Origin of the sequence: Pseudoalteromonas sp. A25 (genome assembly GCF_009176705.1) — a bacterium.
Taxonomy (GTDB): domain Bacteria; phylum Pseudomonadota; class Gammaproteobacteria; order Enterobacterales; family Alteromonadaceae; genus Pseudoalteromonas.
In genome coordinates, this window is record NZ_AP021846.1 from 1,649,016 (window position 1) to 1,665,904 (window position 16,889).

13 protein-coding genes are annotated in these 16,889 nt (G+C 39.9%); 4 read left to right on the forward strand and 9 right to left on the reverse strand.

Annotated features, from left to right (window positions below):
- Positions 1-113: 113 nt before the first annotated feature.
- Positions 114-560 carry a terminus macrodomain insulation protein YfbV gene (gene yfbV / locus GDK41_RS07040; protein ID WP_152085735.1) on the forward strand — a complete coding sequence of 149 codons (447 nt, stop codon included), beginning with the start codon at positions 114-116 and terminating at the stop codon, positions 558-560.
- Between the two features lie 24 nt (positions 561-584).
- On the opposite strand, the gene rlmA is transcribed toward yfbV, so the two are convergent.
- The 5 genes from rlmA to GDK41_RS07065 all read right to left on the reverse strand — a co-directional run bounded on the left by rlmA (position 585) and on the right by GDK41_RS07065 (position 4,671).
- Positions 585-1,394 (reverse strand): 23S rRNA (guanine(745)-N(1))-methyltransferase, encoded by an 810-nt coding sequence (gene rlmA, locus GDK41_RS07045; RefSeq protein WP_152085736.1) that lies wholly within the window; start codon positions 1,392-1,394, stop codon positions 585-587.
- Positions 1,391-2,017: an energy-coupling factor ABC transporter permease gene (locus tag GDK41_RS07050; protein ID WP_152085737.1), complete on the reverse strand. Its 627-nt coding sequence runs from the start codon at positions 2,015-2,017 to the stop codon at positions 1,391-1,393. Before GDK41_RS07050 ends, rlmA begins: the two co-directional genes overlap by 4 nt.
- 2 nt (positions 2,018-2,019) lie before the next feature.
- Positions 2,020-2,829, reverse strand: a complete 810-nt coding sequence (gene xthA, locus GDK41_RS07055) for an exodeoxyribonuclease III (protein ID WP_152085738.1) — start codon at positions 2,827-2,829, stop codon at positions 2,020-2,022.
- Between the two features lie 250 nt (positions 2,830-3,079).
- Positions 3,080-4,216, reverse strand: coding sequence for a hypothetical protein (locus GDK41_RS07060; RefSeq protein WP_152085739.1), 1,137 nt, complete (start codon positions 4,214-4,216; stop codon positions 3,080-3,082).
- A gap of 14 nt (positions 4,217-4,230) precedes the next feature.
- Entirely contained in the window at positions 4,231-4,671 is a 441-nt protein-coding gene (locus GDK41_RS07065; RefSeq protein ID WP_152085740.1) for a substrate-binding domain-containing protein, read from the reverse strand.
- Between the two features lie 454 nt (positions 4,672-5,125).
- Between GDK41_RS07065 and GDK41_RS07070 the strand changes: the two genes are divergently transcribed.
- A complete protein-coding gene (locus GDK41_RS07070; protein WP_232056542.1) occupies positions 5,126-5,560 on the forward strand; it encodes an exonuclease III in 435 nt (144 codons plus the stop codon).
- A 102-nt stretch (positions 5,561-5,662) separates the two neighbouring features.
- On the opposite strand, the gene GDK41_RS07075 is transcribed toward GDK41_RS07070, so the two are convergent.
- A complete protein-coding gene (locus tag GDK41_RS07075) occupies positions 5,663-6,952 on the reverse strand; it encodes an anti-phage deoxyguanosine triphosphatase (protein ID WP_152085742.1) in 1,290 nt (429 codons plus the stop codon).
- 213 nt (positions 6,953-7,165) lie between these two features.
- Here GDK41_RS07075 and GDK41_RS07080 point away from each other — a divergent pair, with 213 nt between their 5' ends.
- Positions 7,166-7,984 carry a glucosaminidase domain-containing protein gene (locus GDK41_RS07080; RefSeq protein WP_152085743.1) on the forward strand — a complete coding sequence of 273 codons (819 nt, stop codon included), beginning with the start codon at positions 7,166-7,168 and terminating at the stop codon, positions 7,982-7,984.
- Entirely contained in the window at positions 7,977-8,639 is a 663-nt protein-coding gene (locus tag GDK41_RS07085; protein ID WP_152085744.1) for a DUF2987 domain-containing protein, read from the forward strand. The genes GDK41_RS07080 and GDK41_RS07085 overlap by 8 nt, the downstream gene beginning before the upstream one ends.
- Before the next feature lie 75 nt (positions 8,640-8,714).
- Here the strand turns inward: GDK41_RS07085 and ttcA are convergent, their stop codons facing one another.
- The 3 genes from ttcA to GDK41_RS07100 all read right to left on the reverse strand — a co-directional run bounded on the left by ttcA (position 8,715) and on the right by GDK41_RS07100 (position 16,691).
- A complete protein-coding gene (gene ttcA, locus GDK41_RS07090; RefSeq protein ID WP_152085745.1) occupies positions 8,715-9,608 on the reverse strand; it encodes a tRNA 2-thiocytidine(32) synthetase TtcA in 894 nt (297 codons plus the stop codon).
- Positions 9,609-9,822: 214 nt separating this feature from the next.
- The gene (locus tag GDK41_RS07095) at positions 9,823-14,613 is read right to left on the reverse strand and encodes a response regulator (RefSeq protein ID WP_152085746.1); all 4,791 of its coding nucleotides are present in this window, start codon (positions 14,611-14,613) and stop codon (positions 9,823-9,825) included.
- Entirely contained in the window at positions 14,610-16,691 is a 2,082-nt protein-coding gene (locus tag GDK41_RS07100) for a two-component system response regulator (protein ID WP_152085747.1), read from the reverse strand. Before GDK41_RS07100 ends, GDK41_RS07095 begins: the two co-directional genes overlap by 4 nt.
- Positions 16,692-16,889: the final 198 nt, after the last annotated feature.

Below are 16,889 nucleotides of genomic sequence, written 5' to 3' on the forward strand. Positions count from 1 at the left end.
TAAGCTTAAAGCATAGTGGCGAATAAGCTACGCGCTAGATAAAGGTATAATTGACTTTATGTTTTACAATTTTACCCGAATTTTTACTTAAAAGTTAGCACCTAGGAGTGATGATGCAAAATAGTCTTATTTCACAAGTGCAGCTTGGACGCCAATACGCAAAGGAGTGGCCGATGCGCAAAGAGCTTGCGCCAATGTTTGCGGAATTTAGAGTGATTAAAGCAACCGAATTATCTCTGTCGGTAATGCCTATTTTGGCGATATTTTCGGTGTTTTTTCAAACAAGTCAGCTGGGTATGCAATATTTACCGCAGGCGATTGCAATTGCTTTGTTTTTTCTTTCTCTACCCGTTCAAGGACTACTGTGGTTGGGTAAACGTTGTGAGACGCCACTGAATCCCTCTCTTTGCACTTGGTACAATGAGCTTTACCACAAGATGGTTGAAAATGGCTACGACAGACCTATCGCGTCAAGAAAGCCACGTTACAGAGATTTGGCTAAGCTGTTGACAGATATGTTTAATAAAATGGACAAGGCATTCACAAAAGAGCAGCTCTAGTAAAGCGAGCTGCGCCGTGATCTTTTAGCCTTTTTCAAACTCGCTCAGATAAAAAGAGAGTGTGACTTCGTGACTTGTGCGTTCATTTATCAACTGATAATGAACGTCTTTAAATTTCCACGCAAATGGGGTCATTTGTATTAAGTGTTCAATGACCTTTGCTTCTATTGTTTGCTTTTGTTCAATCAGTGTATGATTTTTAAGTACAAACCCTTTGGGGGCGGTTACCGGCTCGTGTAACTGTACATCATCATAAATAAATTGCTTTAATTCGAACAGATGCTTGGGACCTGGGCTAACAATTAGCAATTTTCCGTTGTTTGCAGATAATCGATACAACTCATTTTCAAAAATAGGGGCGAACACGCTGAGCATAACGTCTGCAGCCCTATCCGCAAAGGGCGTTTGTTTTATTGACGCTACGCTAAAGTGAACATTTTTATAGCGTTTGGCTGCATACTTTACTGCCGATTTAGATATGTCTACACCATATATTTGGGTATCGTCTTGTTGAGATACTGCATTAGCCACAGCGTGCGTGTAAAAGCCTTCACCGCACCCTAAGTCAATCACACATTTTGGCTGGTAACGACAAATTAAATCGACGATAGCTTGTTGTAAGAATAAATAGTGATCAGTTGCAAAAAATGCTCGTCGAGCTTGCACCATTTGTAAATTATCGCCGGGTTGTTTGGATTTCTTATTTTGTACTGGTAGTAGATTAATGTAGCCTTCTTTAGCAAAGTCAAATTGGTGGCGATTTTCACAACATAAGCTTTGCTTTTGTTGCTCTAGTGCCATTGAGCATAAAGGGCACTGATACAGTAGAGTCATCGGCTTAGGTATTCCTGATCATAGAAAGTTTTTACCCAATGAGGGCGATAGGTAATGAGCAATGTGATGGCCATACCATTTAACATGGCTTCGGGAAACCACATGATAACGGCATAAAACATGTAATTTGCTTTTAAAGTGGCGAGATCATACATTCCACTTAGATAAAAGTAACCACTGCTTAAAAGTATTTTGGCTGCGCCAACAAAACCTGCACACAAAAAAGCGCATACAAAAATGTAAATAAAAAAGTGCCTAGGCAAAAACTTATAGCACAATAAATAAATACTATAACTGAGGTATATCGGTAAAAATGCGGTGAAGGTTAAAAACTCAGGTAGTTGGCCCACAGTTAAGTCGCTAAAGTTAACTAGCAGTATACTTGCAAGTAGCGCGCTTAAGCAGGCTAAACGCCAACCCATAACTAAAGTTACTGCTGTTATCCCCAATATATGAATATTGAGGTTTTCTAATATGCCAGCCTTTATTTGCCAAAGTAATGCGATACAAAGCGAACAAGCAAATAGGCCTGTTTGCCTTGCTGGGCGACAGAGCAAGGCTGTGTAGGTTTGTTTGTTAAGTGTGGCGACAAAAAGTGCCGCCGCTGTCAAAGTAAGCCACATGATTAAATGTTAAACTTAGCCCATATAGGAGCATGATCTGACGGTTTTTCAATACCGCGCAGCTCATAGTCTATGTCACTTTGCGTACATTTTTCCATCAGCATGCTTGTAGCTAGAATGACATCAATTCGAAGTCCTCTATTGTCATCAAAGCCGCGCGAACGGTAGTCAAACCAAGAATATTGCTGTGTATCTTCTGGTTTTAGCTCTCTAAATGTATCTTTGAGACCCCAAGACAAAAGCGTATCTAACCATTGGCGCTCTTCTGGTTGAAAAGAACACTTACCAGTTTTAAGCCAGCGTTTACGATTGGCTTCTCCAATACCAATGTCTAGATCAGTTGGAGAAATATTAATGTCGCCCATCACTATTAGGGCCTGCTCATTGTTGCAGTGCGCTTCTAGGTGGGTCATAAGGTCGGCGTAAAACTGGCGTTTATAGGGAAACTTTATTTCATGATTAATATTATCACCTTGAGGGAAATAGCCATTCATCACCGTAACTTCTTCGCCTGTAGAGCTATCAAAACTGCCAATAATCATGCGCTTTTGAGAGTCGTCGGTATCAGTTAAAAAACCTTTTTGAAGATGTTTTGCGGGCGTCTTCGACAGTAAAGCAACGCCATAATGTGCTTTTTGACCATGAAAATAGACGTGATACCCCATCGCTTCTACATCTTCTACCGGAAAAGCTTCATCATGTACTTTGATTTCTTGCAAGCCTATGATGTCGGGCTGATGCTTGTCAATGATAGCTTGTAGTTGATGGAGTCTAGCTCTTAATCCATTGATATTAAAAGAAATAACTTTCATTTTTACTACCTTATAGCGCCAATGATATACCGGTCATTGGTACTTAAACTTTGTTTAGAGTGTTGTTTTATAATGAGCAGTTTTTGATATTTTTTATTTAAAGCTGAACTTGTGAATCATATCATTCATTAACTAAGAGCAAAATATCCAAGTGGAGTAAGTGATATCTTGGTGGTTTGGAACTAAGCGTTCGAAAGGAAATAAAAAGCGCCGCTTTAGTAATGTAAACGGCGCTCAATAGTTGGCAAAATTAGAATACGAAGTCTACGCCAAAGGAGATAGCTCTTGAGTCGCCATGATAAGCCCAACCGGTAGGTTTGTGGCCTTGGTCAACAAACTTATCATATTGAATCTTAAAAGCAGCACTAGGTAAAAAGTTATAACGTAAGCCAAAACCAAGAACATAGTGCTCTTCTAGGTCTTCTGTGGGCACCTTCGAACGTTCATGATCGGCCTTTGAGTAAGAAATGTAAGGCTGGTAGTCACCCCAGTTATAAACTAAAGAGAGTAAATAGGTTGGGAACTCAGTTCCTACATCGTCATCATAATCGACCATATTTATATCAAAAAGCAAGGTGAACTGGTTAAGTGAGACATTACCACCTAGGCCTAAAAATGTTTGCGAAAATGGTGTGTATGGGTCAATACTACCGTCTTGCTGAATCGTTTCCCTATCACGATCATTTGTGAAATACACAAATCGTAAATCAAAGTTGTCCCCAGAAACATTCCAGTTCATGCCGGTAATATCGGTCCAAAACTCGTTAACTGTTCTAGCATTGCCGCCATACAGTTTGTTGTAATAGAGCATTTCAACGTTGTCATCCGAGTATTCGTTACCATAAAAGAATGTGAGTGAGTTAGAGAATCCGCCTAACTCAAAATCATACATGGCACTTATCCCATTAAACTGAGTAACTTGCCACCAATATAAATTTGATGGTGGGCGCATCCATGGGTAGGCATAACCCACCTCTGAAAACTCAGAAAAGTAATACATCGGAATATTGCGACGGCCCGCCATAATTCTGAGGTTTTCTGATGCCTGGTAGGTGACGTAGTACCAATCAAACTCAGGCTCAAAATCATCGACGCCTTTTGCAACCAGCTGGGCAGTAGCAGAAAAATTATCAGCTAAGTCCATAACAGCCTGTACGGCGAAAATGGACTCTGCTTTAAAGGTTAAATCATTTTTATATTGGCCTACATCATAAAAATCGGCAGTAAATATTTCGTCTCTTGTTTGGCCGGGATTTAGCGGGTCGTCAACCGTCCCCAGTGTTTTACCAGCAATAACTGAGCCATAGCCACTGATTCTGAGATCTGCAAATGCACAAGTAGACACCAGCATGGCGATACTCGAAGTAACAGTTAATAAGTTTTTCATCTTTCTACCCCTACTTAAAATGTTGCAACGACTTTTACTGCATCAGTTGCAGCGCTTGCGTCGACATAGCCAATGGCATCTGGATTAGAAGAAACTGCAGAAATGATATCACCTGCTGAATCCATCTCTTGAGGAGGGGTACCTTTACCCGTAAATAAAATTTTTGACCAGTAAGCTTTGACCTGACTACTCGACTTGCCTATGACCTTTGTATTGAACTCATCGGTTGCGGGGTCGCCAGAACTAGCACTGATTAGAATGGCTGATCTACCATTGGAAAACGACTTTGTTTTCCCCAAAAATATTTTCTTGATTGTTTCTTGATCAAAGGAAGATGCATTGCTTGGGTGAACAATGATCGCTACCTCTGCAAAAGCGTTAGAAACACTGAACAGACTAAAAGTGGAAACTGCAAGAACAACTTTCCACGTTACTTTTTTTACAGGCCATAACATAGCGAGTTCCTTATGTGAGTTACAAAGAGTCAAAATTTTTTATATAGATAACAAAATTAAAAATAGTCTCTTAGTAAGTTTATGCAAGTATTTGTAGTGAAAATGTAAATTGTGTTTTAAATGGAACCGCACAGGTAATTTTAAGTATTAAAGCCTAGATTTGTTTTATATGAACCTAAATGAACCTAAAAGCTTCCCCATTTAAGGTAAATCGGCTTGGCGGGCTTAAGTAGGATTTGTTACAGCGCTGGAATACGCGCTATGTAATGGCGCTCAGGAAAGGTTAAAAACTAGACTTTTATTGTAAAAAAATGAACAGTTGTTAGCGGGGCTCGGTGAATTCTTTTCTTAGATGTAAATAGTCTATTAAATACACAAAAAAGGCAGAATTTATCATTTACAACGAAAAACCTGGTTATATAATGCGCGCAAATTCGTTCAAATTGGGTATATTATGTTTAAGTCACTATCATTAATTATTGCACTCTCAACGGTTACATCTGTTTCTGCAAAAGTAGATTACACTGCGGCAAATGCGTCACCAGAATCACAAATTTGTGTAATTGCAGCCCAAGAAGGACTTAGCGCAGCTCGTACGGAAGCACAAAAGCACGGTATCTTTATTTCTCGCTTTTCAAAAACATTGGTATGCAATGGCACAGATGTTCGCGAAATTGCAAAACAAGCGGGAGAAAACAGCAAAGGTTCAGCACAAAAGAAGGTTGCACTTATTGCTAAAACTTCTACTGCAGAGACTGAGCTATGCATCAAAGCAGCAAAAGATGGTGTAGCGAGCATCGCATTACATGGCCATAAAGCTCGTAGCTTGCGTTGCAACGACATGCCTGTAAAAGAATTCGTTAAACAATACGGTAAAACAGCGATTTAAGTGGATTAGTATTGTTGAATAAATAATTTAGTAACGAGTTATTTCTCTCAGCTTGTTATGAATTAATTTTAAACGCCAAGTCATTTGACTTGGCGTTTTGCTTTATTCACTAGCAAACAATCGCTGATGAGTCCGGCGAGCATACTCATCGGTCATACCACTTAAATAATCCGCGAGAACTCTCATTTGCAGTTCCTCAGAGCTTGCATGAATATACTGATCTTGTGTTGTATATGGCAACAGCCGCATCGGATCGCTCGCCAGTGCCCGAAATAAATCGATTAGCAGATTTTGCCCACTGAACTCTATTTGCTGCATTTTAGGTTCTCGGATCAAGCGTTCAAAAACGAATATTTTTAGTATATCTAGGATGTTAGAAAACTCTTCATCTAATGAGACACTGTATTTTAAAAGTGGTGATTCAAAATTATGGTTTTGGACTGAAAGGGTGCTGTTAACGATGAATAAATTAACAAGTTCACCAATGGCGTCTTTGCGCAATGCTTCATCTCTGGAAAACAGTCGGTGAGTAAGCTTGTCGAGGTTCTTTATTAACCATGGAGAGTCTAAAGCTGCTAGCTTAGGCTGAGCGTATTGGGCCCAATCGGTATGCGTCAATGTATCGGTTGCAATAGCGTCTTCCAAGTCATGAACTGCGTATGCTATATCATCAGCAAGCTCCATTATTGCGCAGTCTAAAGATTTGAATAGCGTTTTACACCGATACTGGTCAATTGCTTGGTGCTGTTGCAGTAATGCTTGATCGTTAAGAGTAAAAGGCGAAATAATCCAGTCGAACACATCTCTATCACAGTGATAAATGCCTTTTGCAGGTAACCAGTCATTTGCTTTTATAAATCGTTGGTTACTGTCGTGAGTGGGTTTGTTGAACCATAATGTATCGATAATCGCGGGGTACTTAACAAACCCAAGTAGTGTTCTACGTGTTAGGTTCATCCCAAACCCTTTGCTATATGGTTCAAGCTTCGCAACTATTCGTAAAGTTTGTGCGTTTCCTTCAAAACCACCATGATCCCCCATTAAATAGTTCAGAGCGGTTTCACCGCCATGACCAAAAGGCGGGTGGCCTATATCATGAGCCAAGCATAAAGTTTCAATCAAGCTGGTTGAAGGAAAGTGTGAAAAATCAGGGTGTTTAATTTTTAAATGTCTTAGCAAGCCACTACCGATTTGGGATACTTCAAGTGAGTGTGTGAGGCGAGTGCGATAAAAGTCGTTGACGCCAATACTCATAATCTGCGTTTTTGCTTGTAACCTTCTAAACGCTGCTGCATGAATAATTCGAGAACGGTCTATTTGCCATGGTGAGCGGTTGTCATTTGGGCGGTGTTTATGCTGTTGTGATAATCTTTGTTGCCAAACTGTTTGCATAGATGCTCCGTATTGCAGTAATCCATAGGCTATACTTTTACACGATAAGTGCACAGAAATTCGCGTTTAATTATAAGTTTAAGTATAATTGGCCGTTGATTAATACGTTTAAAAAATGATGCTATGTGCTTGTATACCGATACTAGCAAGCTAGTTAGGTAACTTACAGTCTTAAAAATGGAATTGACTGGCACAGAGGCGAAGAGGACAGACATGCAAGTCAGAATTATTAAATTAGTGTTAGTTTTAGTGTCTATTTGGGCGTTGAGCTACCCATTTATTTATCCAACTTCATCTTTGCAAACTTCAAGCGAAGTGTCGCAAATTAAGGCACCAGTTAAGCCAAAGGTGGTTGAAAAGCCTTTACACAATGTAACGCTTCCAGATTTCTCAGCTATTAGCGACGTAAAAGAAAAGAAAAAACGTTTTTTTGATTTTATTAAGCCCCATGTCGTTGCTGAAAATAAGTTAATTAAACAACATCGCGCCACACTTGAAATAGCGCTTATGATGTTACAGGTCGATGAAATTTTAACGAAAGCACAACTTAAAAAAATACACTCTATTTTTGACTATTACCGCCTAGATAGTAGTGAATTGTCGGTAGCGTCTTTGCAAAATGCGCTGCAGCATGTCGATATCATTCCTAAAGAGCTTGCGCTCATGCAGGCAGCAAACGAATCGGCTTGGGGAACCTCTCGATTCGCTCGAATAGGTTTAAACTTTTTTGGACAGTGGTGCTACAGAAAGGGCTGTGGAATGGTTCCTAGAAACAGGGATAGTGAAGCGGCTCATGAAGTTGCAGCGTTTCAGTCTGTTCGCGCTGCGGTTAAATCATATTTTAGAAATATAAATACGCACGATGCATATAGTCAGCTGCGAGCCATGCGTGCGCAGTTGCGGGCGCAGAAGCTACCCATTGAGGCGACAACGTTAACACAGGGGCTTGTGGCATACTCTGAACGTGGCGATGCCTATATTGAGGAACTCAATGATATGATACGTCATAACAAGGATTATTTTGATGAGTAATAAGTGGTTGGTATTCTCTTTAGCGTTGCTTGGTGTTTTTAACAGTGCTCATGCAAAAGAGTTTGTTGTTTCTTACGACGGGTTTTATGACAGATTAAAAGTGATAGAAAAGGGCAATTTTGAATTTGCTCGCGTAAATTTCTATGTAGTTGATATTGCATCTTTAGAGCCTTGTGAAATAGCGAAAGGTGAGATTGTGACCGAGAATACAACATCACCTTTGACTTACACCCAAGATGCTCAACTCCTTTTGCCATACGACAAACAGTTAGATAAAGACAAAGCTGTCGTGGTGATAGAACCAAAGAATCCTAAACATGATTGTCAGCTTAAGTTTCAAATTGAGGCAGAGCACTTTAGTAAAGATAACTTAAATAAGGCAGATATCTTTCAGTTGCATTCAGAGTTTGAAGAACTGTTGGAAGATTTATCAGGTTTTTTTGTTAGCAAGTTGATGGGGTTCTTGTTGCCTGATCAGAAGGGGATCAAGATTGCGTTTAAAACGCCCATGGTATTTCATGATGAGCAAGTAAAGTGTGATAAGCACATATGTACTTTTGAAGTTGGTGCAGATTGGCAAGGCCAAACTGTCGCGTTCTTCAACAATAGTGACAATATCAAAATTGACAAAATAACACCTTGGATTGAAAAGTAGTACTAACCCAAGCTTATATTTATAAGCTTGGGTGAATATAGACTCATGAGATTTTAATACTGGCCAGTTGCCATATTAAATGTTGGTCACATCGATAAATAATGACTCATCAATGTTGGTAGATGAGACAGTTGCTTCGTTAAATTCGTATTCGGCTCTATCGCCTTGTCTGTCAAGAGGCAGGTTGTTGAAGTCAAAAAGTTCTCTGTCTGCTAGCTGGCTAGGACTCACATTTTGCATAGCTTTGAACGCGTTTTCAACGCGGCCTGGTGTTGCTTTGTCCCATTCGTTAAGCATGGCTTTAATCGTCTGTCTTTGTAAGTTTTCTTGAGAGCCACACAAATTACACGGAATAATAGGGAATTGTTTTTGCTCTGCAAAAGCAATTAGGTCTTTTTCTCGACAATATGCCAGCGGTCGAATGACGATGTTTCTGCCATCATCAGAGCGTAACTTCGGTGGCATCGCCTTGAGTCTAGCGCCATGAAACATATTTAAAAATAATGTTTCAACCATATCGTCTAGGTGGTGTCCCAGCGCTATTTTAGTTGCGCCGATTTTCTCAGCAAAGGAGTATAGGGTTCCGCGTCTGAGCCTAGAGCATAATCCACAGGTTGTTTTTCCCTCTGGTACTTTTTCTCTGACGACTGAATATGTGTCTTTATCAACGATATAGTAAGGGATGTTGAGCGTTTCAAAGTATTCAGGAAGAATATGCTCTGGAAAACCAGGCTGTTTTTGATCTAAGTTGACTGCGATCACCTCAAACTTTATGGGAGCCGACTTTTGCAAACTAAGCAAAATATCCAGCATGGCAAACGAGTCCTTCCCACCACTGATGCAAGCCATAACAACATCATTGTCTTCTATCATATTGTAATCAACAATGGCATTTCCAACGTTTTTTCTTAAACGTTTTTGCAGTTTATTAAATTCAAGGATCTCTTTTCTGTTGTCTGTTTGACTCATTACAGGCACTCACATTTAGTCAACATTACTGACTGGTTTATCCAATAAAATAGTGGGGCGTGATTATACGGACTTTTCGGTGTGTACACTAGTATTGATAAGTTCTAACTTCGAGTGTGCTATCAATCGCGATTGTTTAGGAGTCTAGTTTACATATCAAAATTGCCGAGAGGTTTTGTTCACAACATTTCTTTAGGCTTGCACAGGTACAATCTCAATTGCTATTAGTATAATTATTTGAGTTGCTTGCTGTGTGATATAGCGCCATGAGGATATCAGCAGCTGCTATAAAATTGAGGTTTTCCAACGCAGTTTGAAATTGAACAAATTGCTCTTTAGGTAATAGTTTGTGAAGGGATGTTATATTCGACTCAATTTTATCGAGCGCAGCTAAATCTTGTTCTTGGAGCATTTTTACAATTTGCTCTATTGGCTCAAGGCTCAGCTGTTGAATGTCCGCAGAATCATTGCATAGCATAGATGCCGCTTTGGACTCTTTCCATGCTAAAAGTAGGGCACTACTGTTGGATTTAAGCGTATGTAGTGTATCAATTAATTGTATAAAATTTTCATTTGGGAGTGTCATGCCATTACGTAAATCGGCTTCTATTTTTGAGGCGAGTGCGGATAGAGCGCTTGCTCCTATCATGCCTGCAGTGCCTTTTAGTTTATGAATTTGCGTTTTAGTATCTTTTTCATCCTTTATTAAGTCCTTAAATTTAAATTGTTTTTCTGAGTTAGAGAGCAGGTTGCTATTGTTGTTTAACAAACGTTCTAGTGTTTTAAAGAACAGTTCTTTATCTCCCATAAGCATATGTTTAGCCTGCTCGATATCAAGTCCTTCAATGCTTGGCCAGTCATCATTGTCATGATGAGCGTCAGTTTTAATTGCACTAAGTTTAGGTGTTTTATTTACATGGCCCGCTAATGCCTCTCTTATTGCCTTGATTAATGTTTCAGGCGCAAACGGCTTGGCAACAAAATCATTCATACCAGAGGATAAAGCGCGCTCTTTTTCCTCAAGCAAAGCGCCAGCGGTTAACGCAATGATCGGAAGCTTGGCAAACTCTTTACTTTGTCGAATGAGCTTGGTTGTTTCTAGGCCATCTAGACCCGGCATTTGCACATCCATCAGAACGACATCATATTTGACTGCAGACTCTCTTAACATCGCGAGCGCCTTCTCGCCGGCATTAGCAGTATCTACTTTTGCACCATTTTTAGTGAGGATACTTGAAGCAACGTCAAGGTTTGTTTGGCTATCATCAACAACAAGAACATTAACACCCGCGAGCCACTGGGCTTTGATAGAACCTATCTTTGTAGCGTGAAATACATGATACAGGTCACCCGTGTTTTGTATAACTGCGTTGTTGATGGCATTAAATAAATCCGATGCGCTAATTGGCACTTTTAATACATCAAATACGAAATTTAATTTGTTTTTGATGTCGTTTTCGGTATGTATGTGGTCTGAGACAACTATAATCGGAGGAAGATGTTTCTTTGCGTTTGCGGCGAGCTTTTTAAGCTCACTGACATCGCCACTTTGGATACACTGCCAATCTATGATCACTGCATCAGGCTGTTTTTGCTGCTCTGAAGCTAGATAATGATAGTGCTTTACAAGTTGAGTTATACCTCTGACGTGTTTTGAATGCCAGCCTAAGGCGACGGCTAACTCATGCACTTGCTGTGTGTCTTGCGAACGTTCTTGTGCTATTAACACAGAAAGTTTAGCATTTTGACTTGGTGTTAGACTTGCCTGAGCTTGAGAACTAACACGCATTGGTAAGGTAACAATGAACTGCGAACCTTGCTCTTCAATGCTTTCCACTTCGATGCTGCCTTTGAGCAAACAGACAAGCTTTGAGACGATCGATAAACCTAAGCCAGTACCACCAAACTTTCGAGTTGTGCTGTCGTCCGCTTGAGTGAACGGTTTAAATATATTTTCTTTGGCATGTTTAGAAATACCGATTCCAGAGTCACATACAGAAAACTGTATGTTAATAAAGTCATGCTCTTGTACGCGCTTTGACGAGCGCGGTTTAGCTTTTAATGATATCCTTCCAAGCTCGGTAAACTTAACTGCATTAGAAAGCAGATTAATCAATATTTGTCGAAGGCGAGTGCTGTCTGTAATTACCCATTGAGGCAAGTCGGCAGACACCTGCAACTCAAAATTGAGCCCTTTAGCTTGTGCTTGTACTATAAAAATACTGGCGATTTCATCCAAGAAGCAACGGAGTTCGACGGGAAGCTCCTCTAGAGGCATCTCGTTGGCTTCTATTTTAGAGAGATCGAGTACATTATTCACTATGCTCAATAGAGAGTTGCCAGAGATTTGAATTTTCTCGACCAGCTTTAAGTGCTCACGGCTTAAAGGTTCATCAATAAGTAAATGGGTCAAACCAATAATTGCGTTTAACGGAGTTCGGATCTCATGGCTTGTATTTGCCAGAAAAATACTTTTTGCCTCCGTGGCTTTTTCTGCTTTTATAAGCGCTTGTTTTAATTGTTCTTCGATAATAAGACGATCTCGGATATTTCGAACTGTTGCGGTGATAAGCAGTTGTTCATCTAGTTTGACACCGCCAAGGCTAATCTCTACTGGAAATTCTTCGCCTTGTGCGTTGAGGGCATAGAGCTCTGTGTTTAGCGCCATTTGTCTCAACTTAGGCTGTTTCACATATTCAGACACATGCTTTTTATGGACGTGCCGGAATTTGTGAGGAATAAGGTCGCTAACGGGTCGACCTTCTAGGTTATCCCTTTGATAACCAAAAAGCTCAATCGCTTGAGCATTAACCATTTGAATTATGCTATGCTCATCGACGATTAATGTTGCATCTGGGGCTGAGTTGAGCAACGCCTTAAAGCGCGTCATTTCCTTTGCTCTTTGCGTTTCTAACTTAGATAGCCAATCATCATGTCGCTTGATTTGAAGGTTATGCCATCCTAAATATTGGATAATACAGCAAGCTATTGAGAGTAAAACTAAAGCTAAGAATACTAAACCTATTTGCCCAAATACCCCCCAAAGAGTCGGAAATTGTGCTTTGACAGCATGGAAGTTGATAGCATGTCCATCATTGAAGGGGAGCGCTGCTTGCCTTACCCAAACATGTTCTGATTCAGTGCTCATGCTCTGCAGTTCAAAATAACGAAATACCCCAAGTGCCGGTCCCTTTGTGAACCTATCTCGCCATTTGAGAGAGCCTTGAGCTTCCACTAGGGTCTCTGATGCTAACGATGAAGGGTAAATGAACGCTTGCTCGGAATTAGTTATATAAAGCTCAATATCTTCAAATAGCGCTTGAGTTGCTTTTGAGATAACAGAGGTTGAATTAACAGAGATGACGACAATACCTGCAATATCGCCATTTTGGTTTTCAACAGCGGCAGAAAACTGCCATGTTGGATAGGTTATATTGCTTCCATCAGTTAACTGAAAATTTGACGCGATTTTAGACAGGTACACATTGCCAGGCAGTGAAGTCATAGCTTGTATAACATAACTAGAGTGTTGCCAGTTTTTTAGCATAGTTGGCGGAGTTTCAATGATGGTGTTTTGAGTGCGTTGTAGATTTAGCACTTCCGATTTTTGGCTATTGTTTACAATAAAGCGGGCTTGAATGACATTTGGATTAGCAAGCATGTAGGCTTTAAATACTTCAGTTAAGTGGGGGAGTTTTTTTGTATCTACGTCATTTTTAGGGCTAGCAATGACAGATTCTGTCGTTGCTGCATGGGCAAGAAATATAGCTCCCTCGGTGAACCGGCTAGTTTGATTGCGAAAAGCGTATAATGCTGAGTCGTTAACGAGATCAAGTTGATTTACGACTTCATCCATATGTTTTTTGATTATTAACCAGCTTGAAATACTGATAATCAAGAGACTAACCACGGCAGCAGGGGGCCATGTTTTTTTGAAAAGAGTGCTGTTAAAGTAGGCTCCAACACTTGAAAACTCTTTGTACAGCTCAGTGCTATTATCCTGATTATAACGGAGTAATGGTCTTAATAAGCTAAGCAGAAAAACGAAGAGCATAGTTATAAACAGGCCAATTAGAGTAATTTTTTTTATGTTCCAAAGGCTTACTTTAGATAACGATTTGTTATCAAGTGCTACGTGTAAAGTCCATGGCTTACCCAGTACAGACATTTCAGAGTTTATTGTATCGTTCATAAAATTAGGATCAGACACAGAGTGTGAGTTGTAAAATGGCAGACTCTTATCAGATTCAGTCAAGGTGAAGAGTACCTCTTTATGCGCTATCCCAATTTTTTTCAAAGTGTTTTCGATGTCTAAAAGAACAAAAACCCAGCCTGCAGTATCGTTTAGCCTTGAGCCTGATGCTGAGGCACTGCTCGTGGCGTTATAAACAGGTAGCATTGCCATAGTGATGTTTGATGTATTTCCGTCTGCTTGCGCTACTTGGGTGGTATGGCTAAGTAATGTGCGGTCATGTTTAGCTGACTCAACCGCTGTTTTTATAATATTGCTTTGTGTGGTGATGTTCTTTATCACTCTATTCACAAAACTCTGCTCTGGGTAAAGATATTGTATTATGTAAGTACCTGTCTCATTCACCATGACATGTTCACTTGTTGAACTTATCTGCTTATTTGTTTGAGAGCTTAAGGATTGGCGCTGATCGTTTTGTTGCCTAAGTAGTTTGATATATCCATATCCTAATGCGCTAGATAATTTACGAGCAATCTTGGTATGAGTGGCATATTCTGCGAATAACTCGTTATTGATATTGTCAGGGCCAACTACTGTGGCAGCGCTGCGCAAGCCGCTAAGATTATATTCTAATATTTCGAAGCGATCATGAATGGCTGATTCTATTTGCTTTAGTGATGTTTTTACGTGGCTGTGTAGCTTTTGTTCATTTTGGTGATGTAAAAACCACGCCAACGCGAACGTGAGCAAGCAACCTATTAAAAGAGGTTGCCACCAAACTCCCTTGGCTGATAATACCGGTTGAGTTTTCATATGGTGTAGTGTTTTTTAATTTGTTCAGCTGGCACAGGGTAAGAAAAATAAAAGCCTTGTAATAAAGTTACACCGAGTTGTTGCAAACGGTTTGCTTGAAACTTTGACTCAACACCCTCTGCAATCGATGTCAAATGCATGCTTTGTGCTAGTGTAGCAATGGTTTTCACTAAAACTTCATCAGGGTTATCAGTGTTTATATTGGAAACGAAAGATTTATCAATTTTTAGAACATCTACGGGTAACTCTTTTAGGTAGCTCAGGCAACTGTAGCCTGTACCAAAATCATCTATTGAAATAGATGAGCCTAATTTTCTTAATCGTTGCATGTCATTACTTATTTGCTGCATATTCTGTAGCATAAGGCTTTCGGTCAGCTCTAGCTCTATTTTATGAGGTGAGATACCTTGATGGTCTATTAGGCTAAGAAAATATGGCAAGAAGCGGGAGTCGAGAAATTGAATTGGCGATATGTTTATACAAACGCGTATATCAAAGCCTTGCGAAATCCATTCTTTTAACTGTTCGATGACTCGGGTCATCATAATCTCGCCAAGGGGGATGATGAGTTTAGTCTCCTCCGCAAGCGTTATAAACTCGCTCGGAGGTATTATTTCGCCTTCTCTATTGGTTATACGCATTAAAGCTTCGACTGCTTTGAGTTTGCCTGTTTTTGCGCAAATAATTGGTTGATAAAGTGGTGTGACACGCTGTTCAGCAATCGCATTTTTAAGCTCAGCATATTTCTCGCGCCGAGAGGTATAGTTAGATTCAATCTCTTGTGAGTAAAAGCAAAGTGTATCGTTAGTATTACTATTTTTAGCTCTATGAAGCGCCGCATCTGCATGTAGCATAAGTGATTGCGCGTTATCGGCATCTTCAGGGTAGACACTTAAACCCATTGATATAGAGAAGTTATTTATCTCAGAGTAACGACTCATAAATGTACTTAAGTGCGCTTGTATTAGAAGCGCTAAACTCGCTAGGCTACCGGGGTCTTTTAGGTCTGGTACCATAATGACAAACTCATCAGCGCTGTGGCGACTCAATACCTCTTGGCCATTAAGTTGAGATTGAATTTGTTGCGCAATTTTTTGTAGTAGTGCATCTCCAAAGTCAAAGCCAAATTCTTCATTTATCAGCTTAAACCTATCGATATCTAGTATTATTAAGCCAATTTTTTTACTACTTTGTTGATACTCTAAAATTTTTGCTTTTAGGTTATCCATTAATAAAAAACGATTTGGTAAGCTTGTGAGTTGGTCATACTGAATGGTGTGAGACATTCTTAATGCCATAGCTTGAGATTCGTTAATGTCTTTAAATACGATAACAGCTCCCATGACCCTTCCAGATTCAGATATTAAGGGGGCAGTACTGTCTTCTACGCCCACCCAACGGTTTTTATTGTTTCTCATCTGGCAATTCAGAGCCATACCAACAACTCGACATTCTTCAATAGCAATGTTAACTGGATTGATGTGTTCGGGGCCATCTTCACCGATACGCAGGGGCATGACTTCTTGAATAGGTTTAAGTCGAGCTTCAGTGAAAGATATCCCAGTGAGAAGCTCAGCTGCTGGGTTCATATATGTAACTAAGCGATCAACATTTGTTGTGATCACGGCATCGCCGATTGATTCAAGCGTTACACGCGCATGTTGGCTTACCTCTAATAGTTTACGCTGTTTATCTCTCAATCGAAGCTGAGTAACAACTCTAGCGGCGACTAGATCTGGTTGTAAAGGTTTGGTGATAAAATCGACAGCGCCATTTTTTAAACACCGAAGCTGTTCCTCGATAGAGCTATATGCGGTTATAAAAATAACGGGGATATTACTAGTTGCTTCTTCACCCTTTAATTCCTCAAGCACTTGGTATCCATTCAATCCGGGCATTTCAATGTCTAATAAAATAATATCCGGGAGTAATCTAAGCGCCTGTGCTGAAGCTTTTACACTGTCTTGCTCAAAAAAAACTTGACCAATTGATTTGAGAACTTGATGCAAAATTGTGATTTGATTTGCGTCGTCATCAACTAGCAGTATTCTTGGAGACGGTGTTGTGACTGAAAACATCGGTATTCCTTTTAAGCTTTACCATAGCGGTCTTATGTATCAGAAAGACTACTTACTAATAGATTTTTAACCTTGTCTCTCAAACATTTAAATAGCTAAAACCTATTTTTGTAGGCTACATTAAGCTTAGACCAACATGTAAAATCGGCAACGCATAGAATATAAATTTTGGCTTTATTTCATAGTGATATTGTGGAC

Coding starts and splice junctions, on each gene's coding strand:
- xthA (WP_152085738.1), bottom strand. CDS start 2,829: ATGAAAGTTATTTCTTTTAATATCAATGGATTAAGAGCTAGACTCCAT.
- rlmA (WP_152085736.1), bottom strand. CDS start 1,394: ATGACTCTACTGTATCAGTGCCCTTTATGCTCAATGGCACTAGAGCAA.
- GDK41_RS07060 (WP_152085739.1), bottom strand. CDS start 4,216: ATGAAAAACTTATTAACTGTTACTTCGAGTATCGCCATGCTGGTGTCT.
- GDK41_RS07050 (WP_152085737.1), bottom strand. CDS start 2,017: ATGTGGCTTACTTTGACAGCGGCGGCACTTTTTGTCGCCACACTTAAC.
- GDK41_RS07080 (WP_152085743.1), top strand. CDS start 7,166: ATGCAAGTCAGAATTATTAAATTAGTGTTAGTTTTAGTGTCTATTTGG.
- yfbV (WP_152085735.1), top strand. CDS start 114: ATGCAAAATAGTCTTATTTCACAAGTGCAGCTTGGACGCCAATACGCA.
- GDK41_RS07075 (WP_152085742.1), bottom strand. CDS start 6,952: ATGCAAACAGTTTGGCAACAAAGATTATCACAACAGCATAAACACCGC.
- GDK41_RS07070 (WP_232056542.1), top strand. CDS start 5,126: ATGTTTAAGTCACTATCATTAATTATTGCACTCTCAACGGTTACATCT.
- GDK41_RS07100 (WP_152085747.1), bottom strand. CDS start 16,691: ATGTTTTCAGTCACAACACCGTCTCCAAGAATACTGCTAGTTGATGAC.
- GDK41_RS07095 (WP_152085746.1), bottom strand. CDS start 14,613: ATGAAAACTCAACCGGTATTATCAGCCAAGGGAGTTTGGTGGCAACCT.
- ttcA (WP_152085745.1), bottom strand. CDS start 9,608: ATGAGTCAAACAGACAACAGAAAAGAGATCCTTGAATTTAATAAACTG.
- GDK41_RS07065 (WP_152085740.1), bottom strand. CDS start 4,671: ATGTTATGGCCTGTAAAAAAAGTAACGTGGAAAGTTGTTCTTGCAGTT.
- GDK41_RS07085 (WP_152085744.1), top strand. CDS start 7,977: ATGAGTAATAAGTGGTTGGTATTCTCTTTAGCGTTGCTTGGTGTTTTT.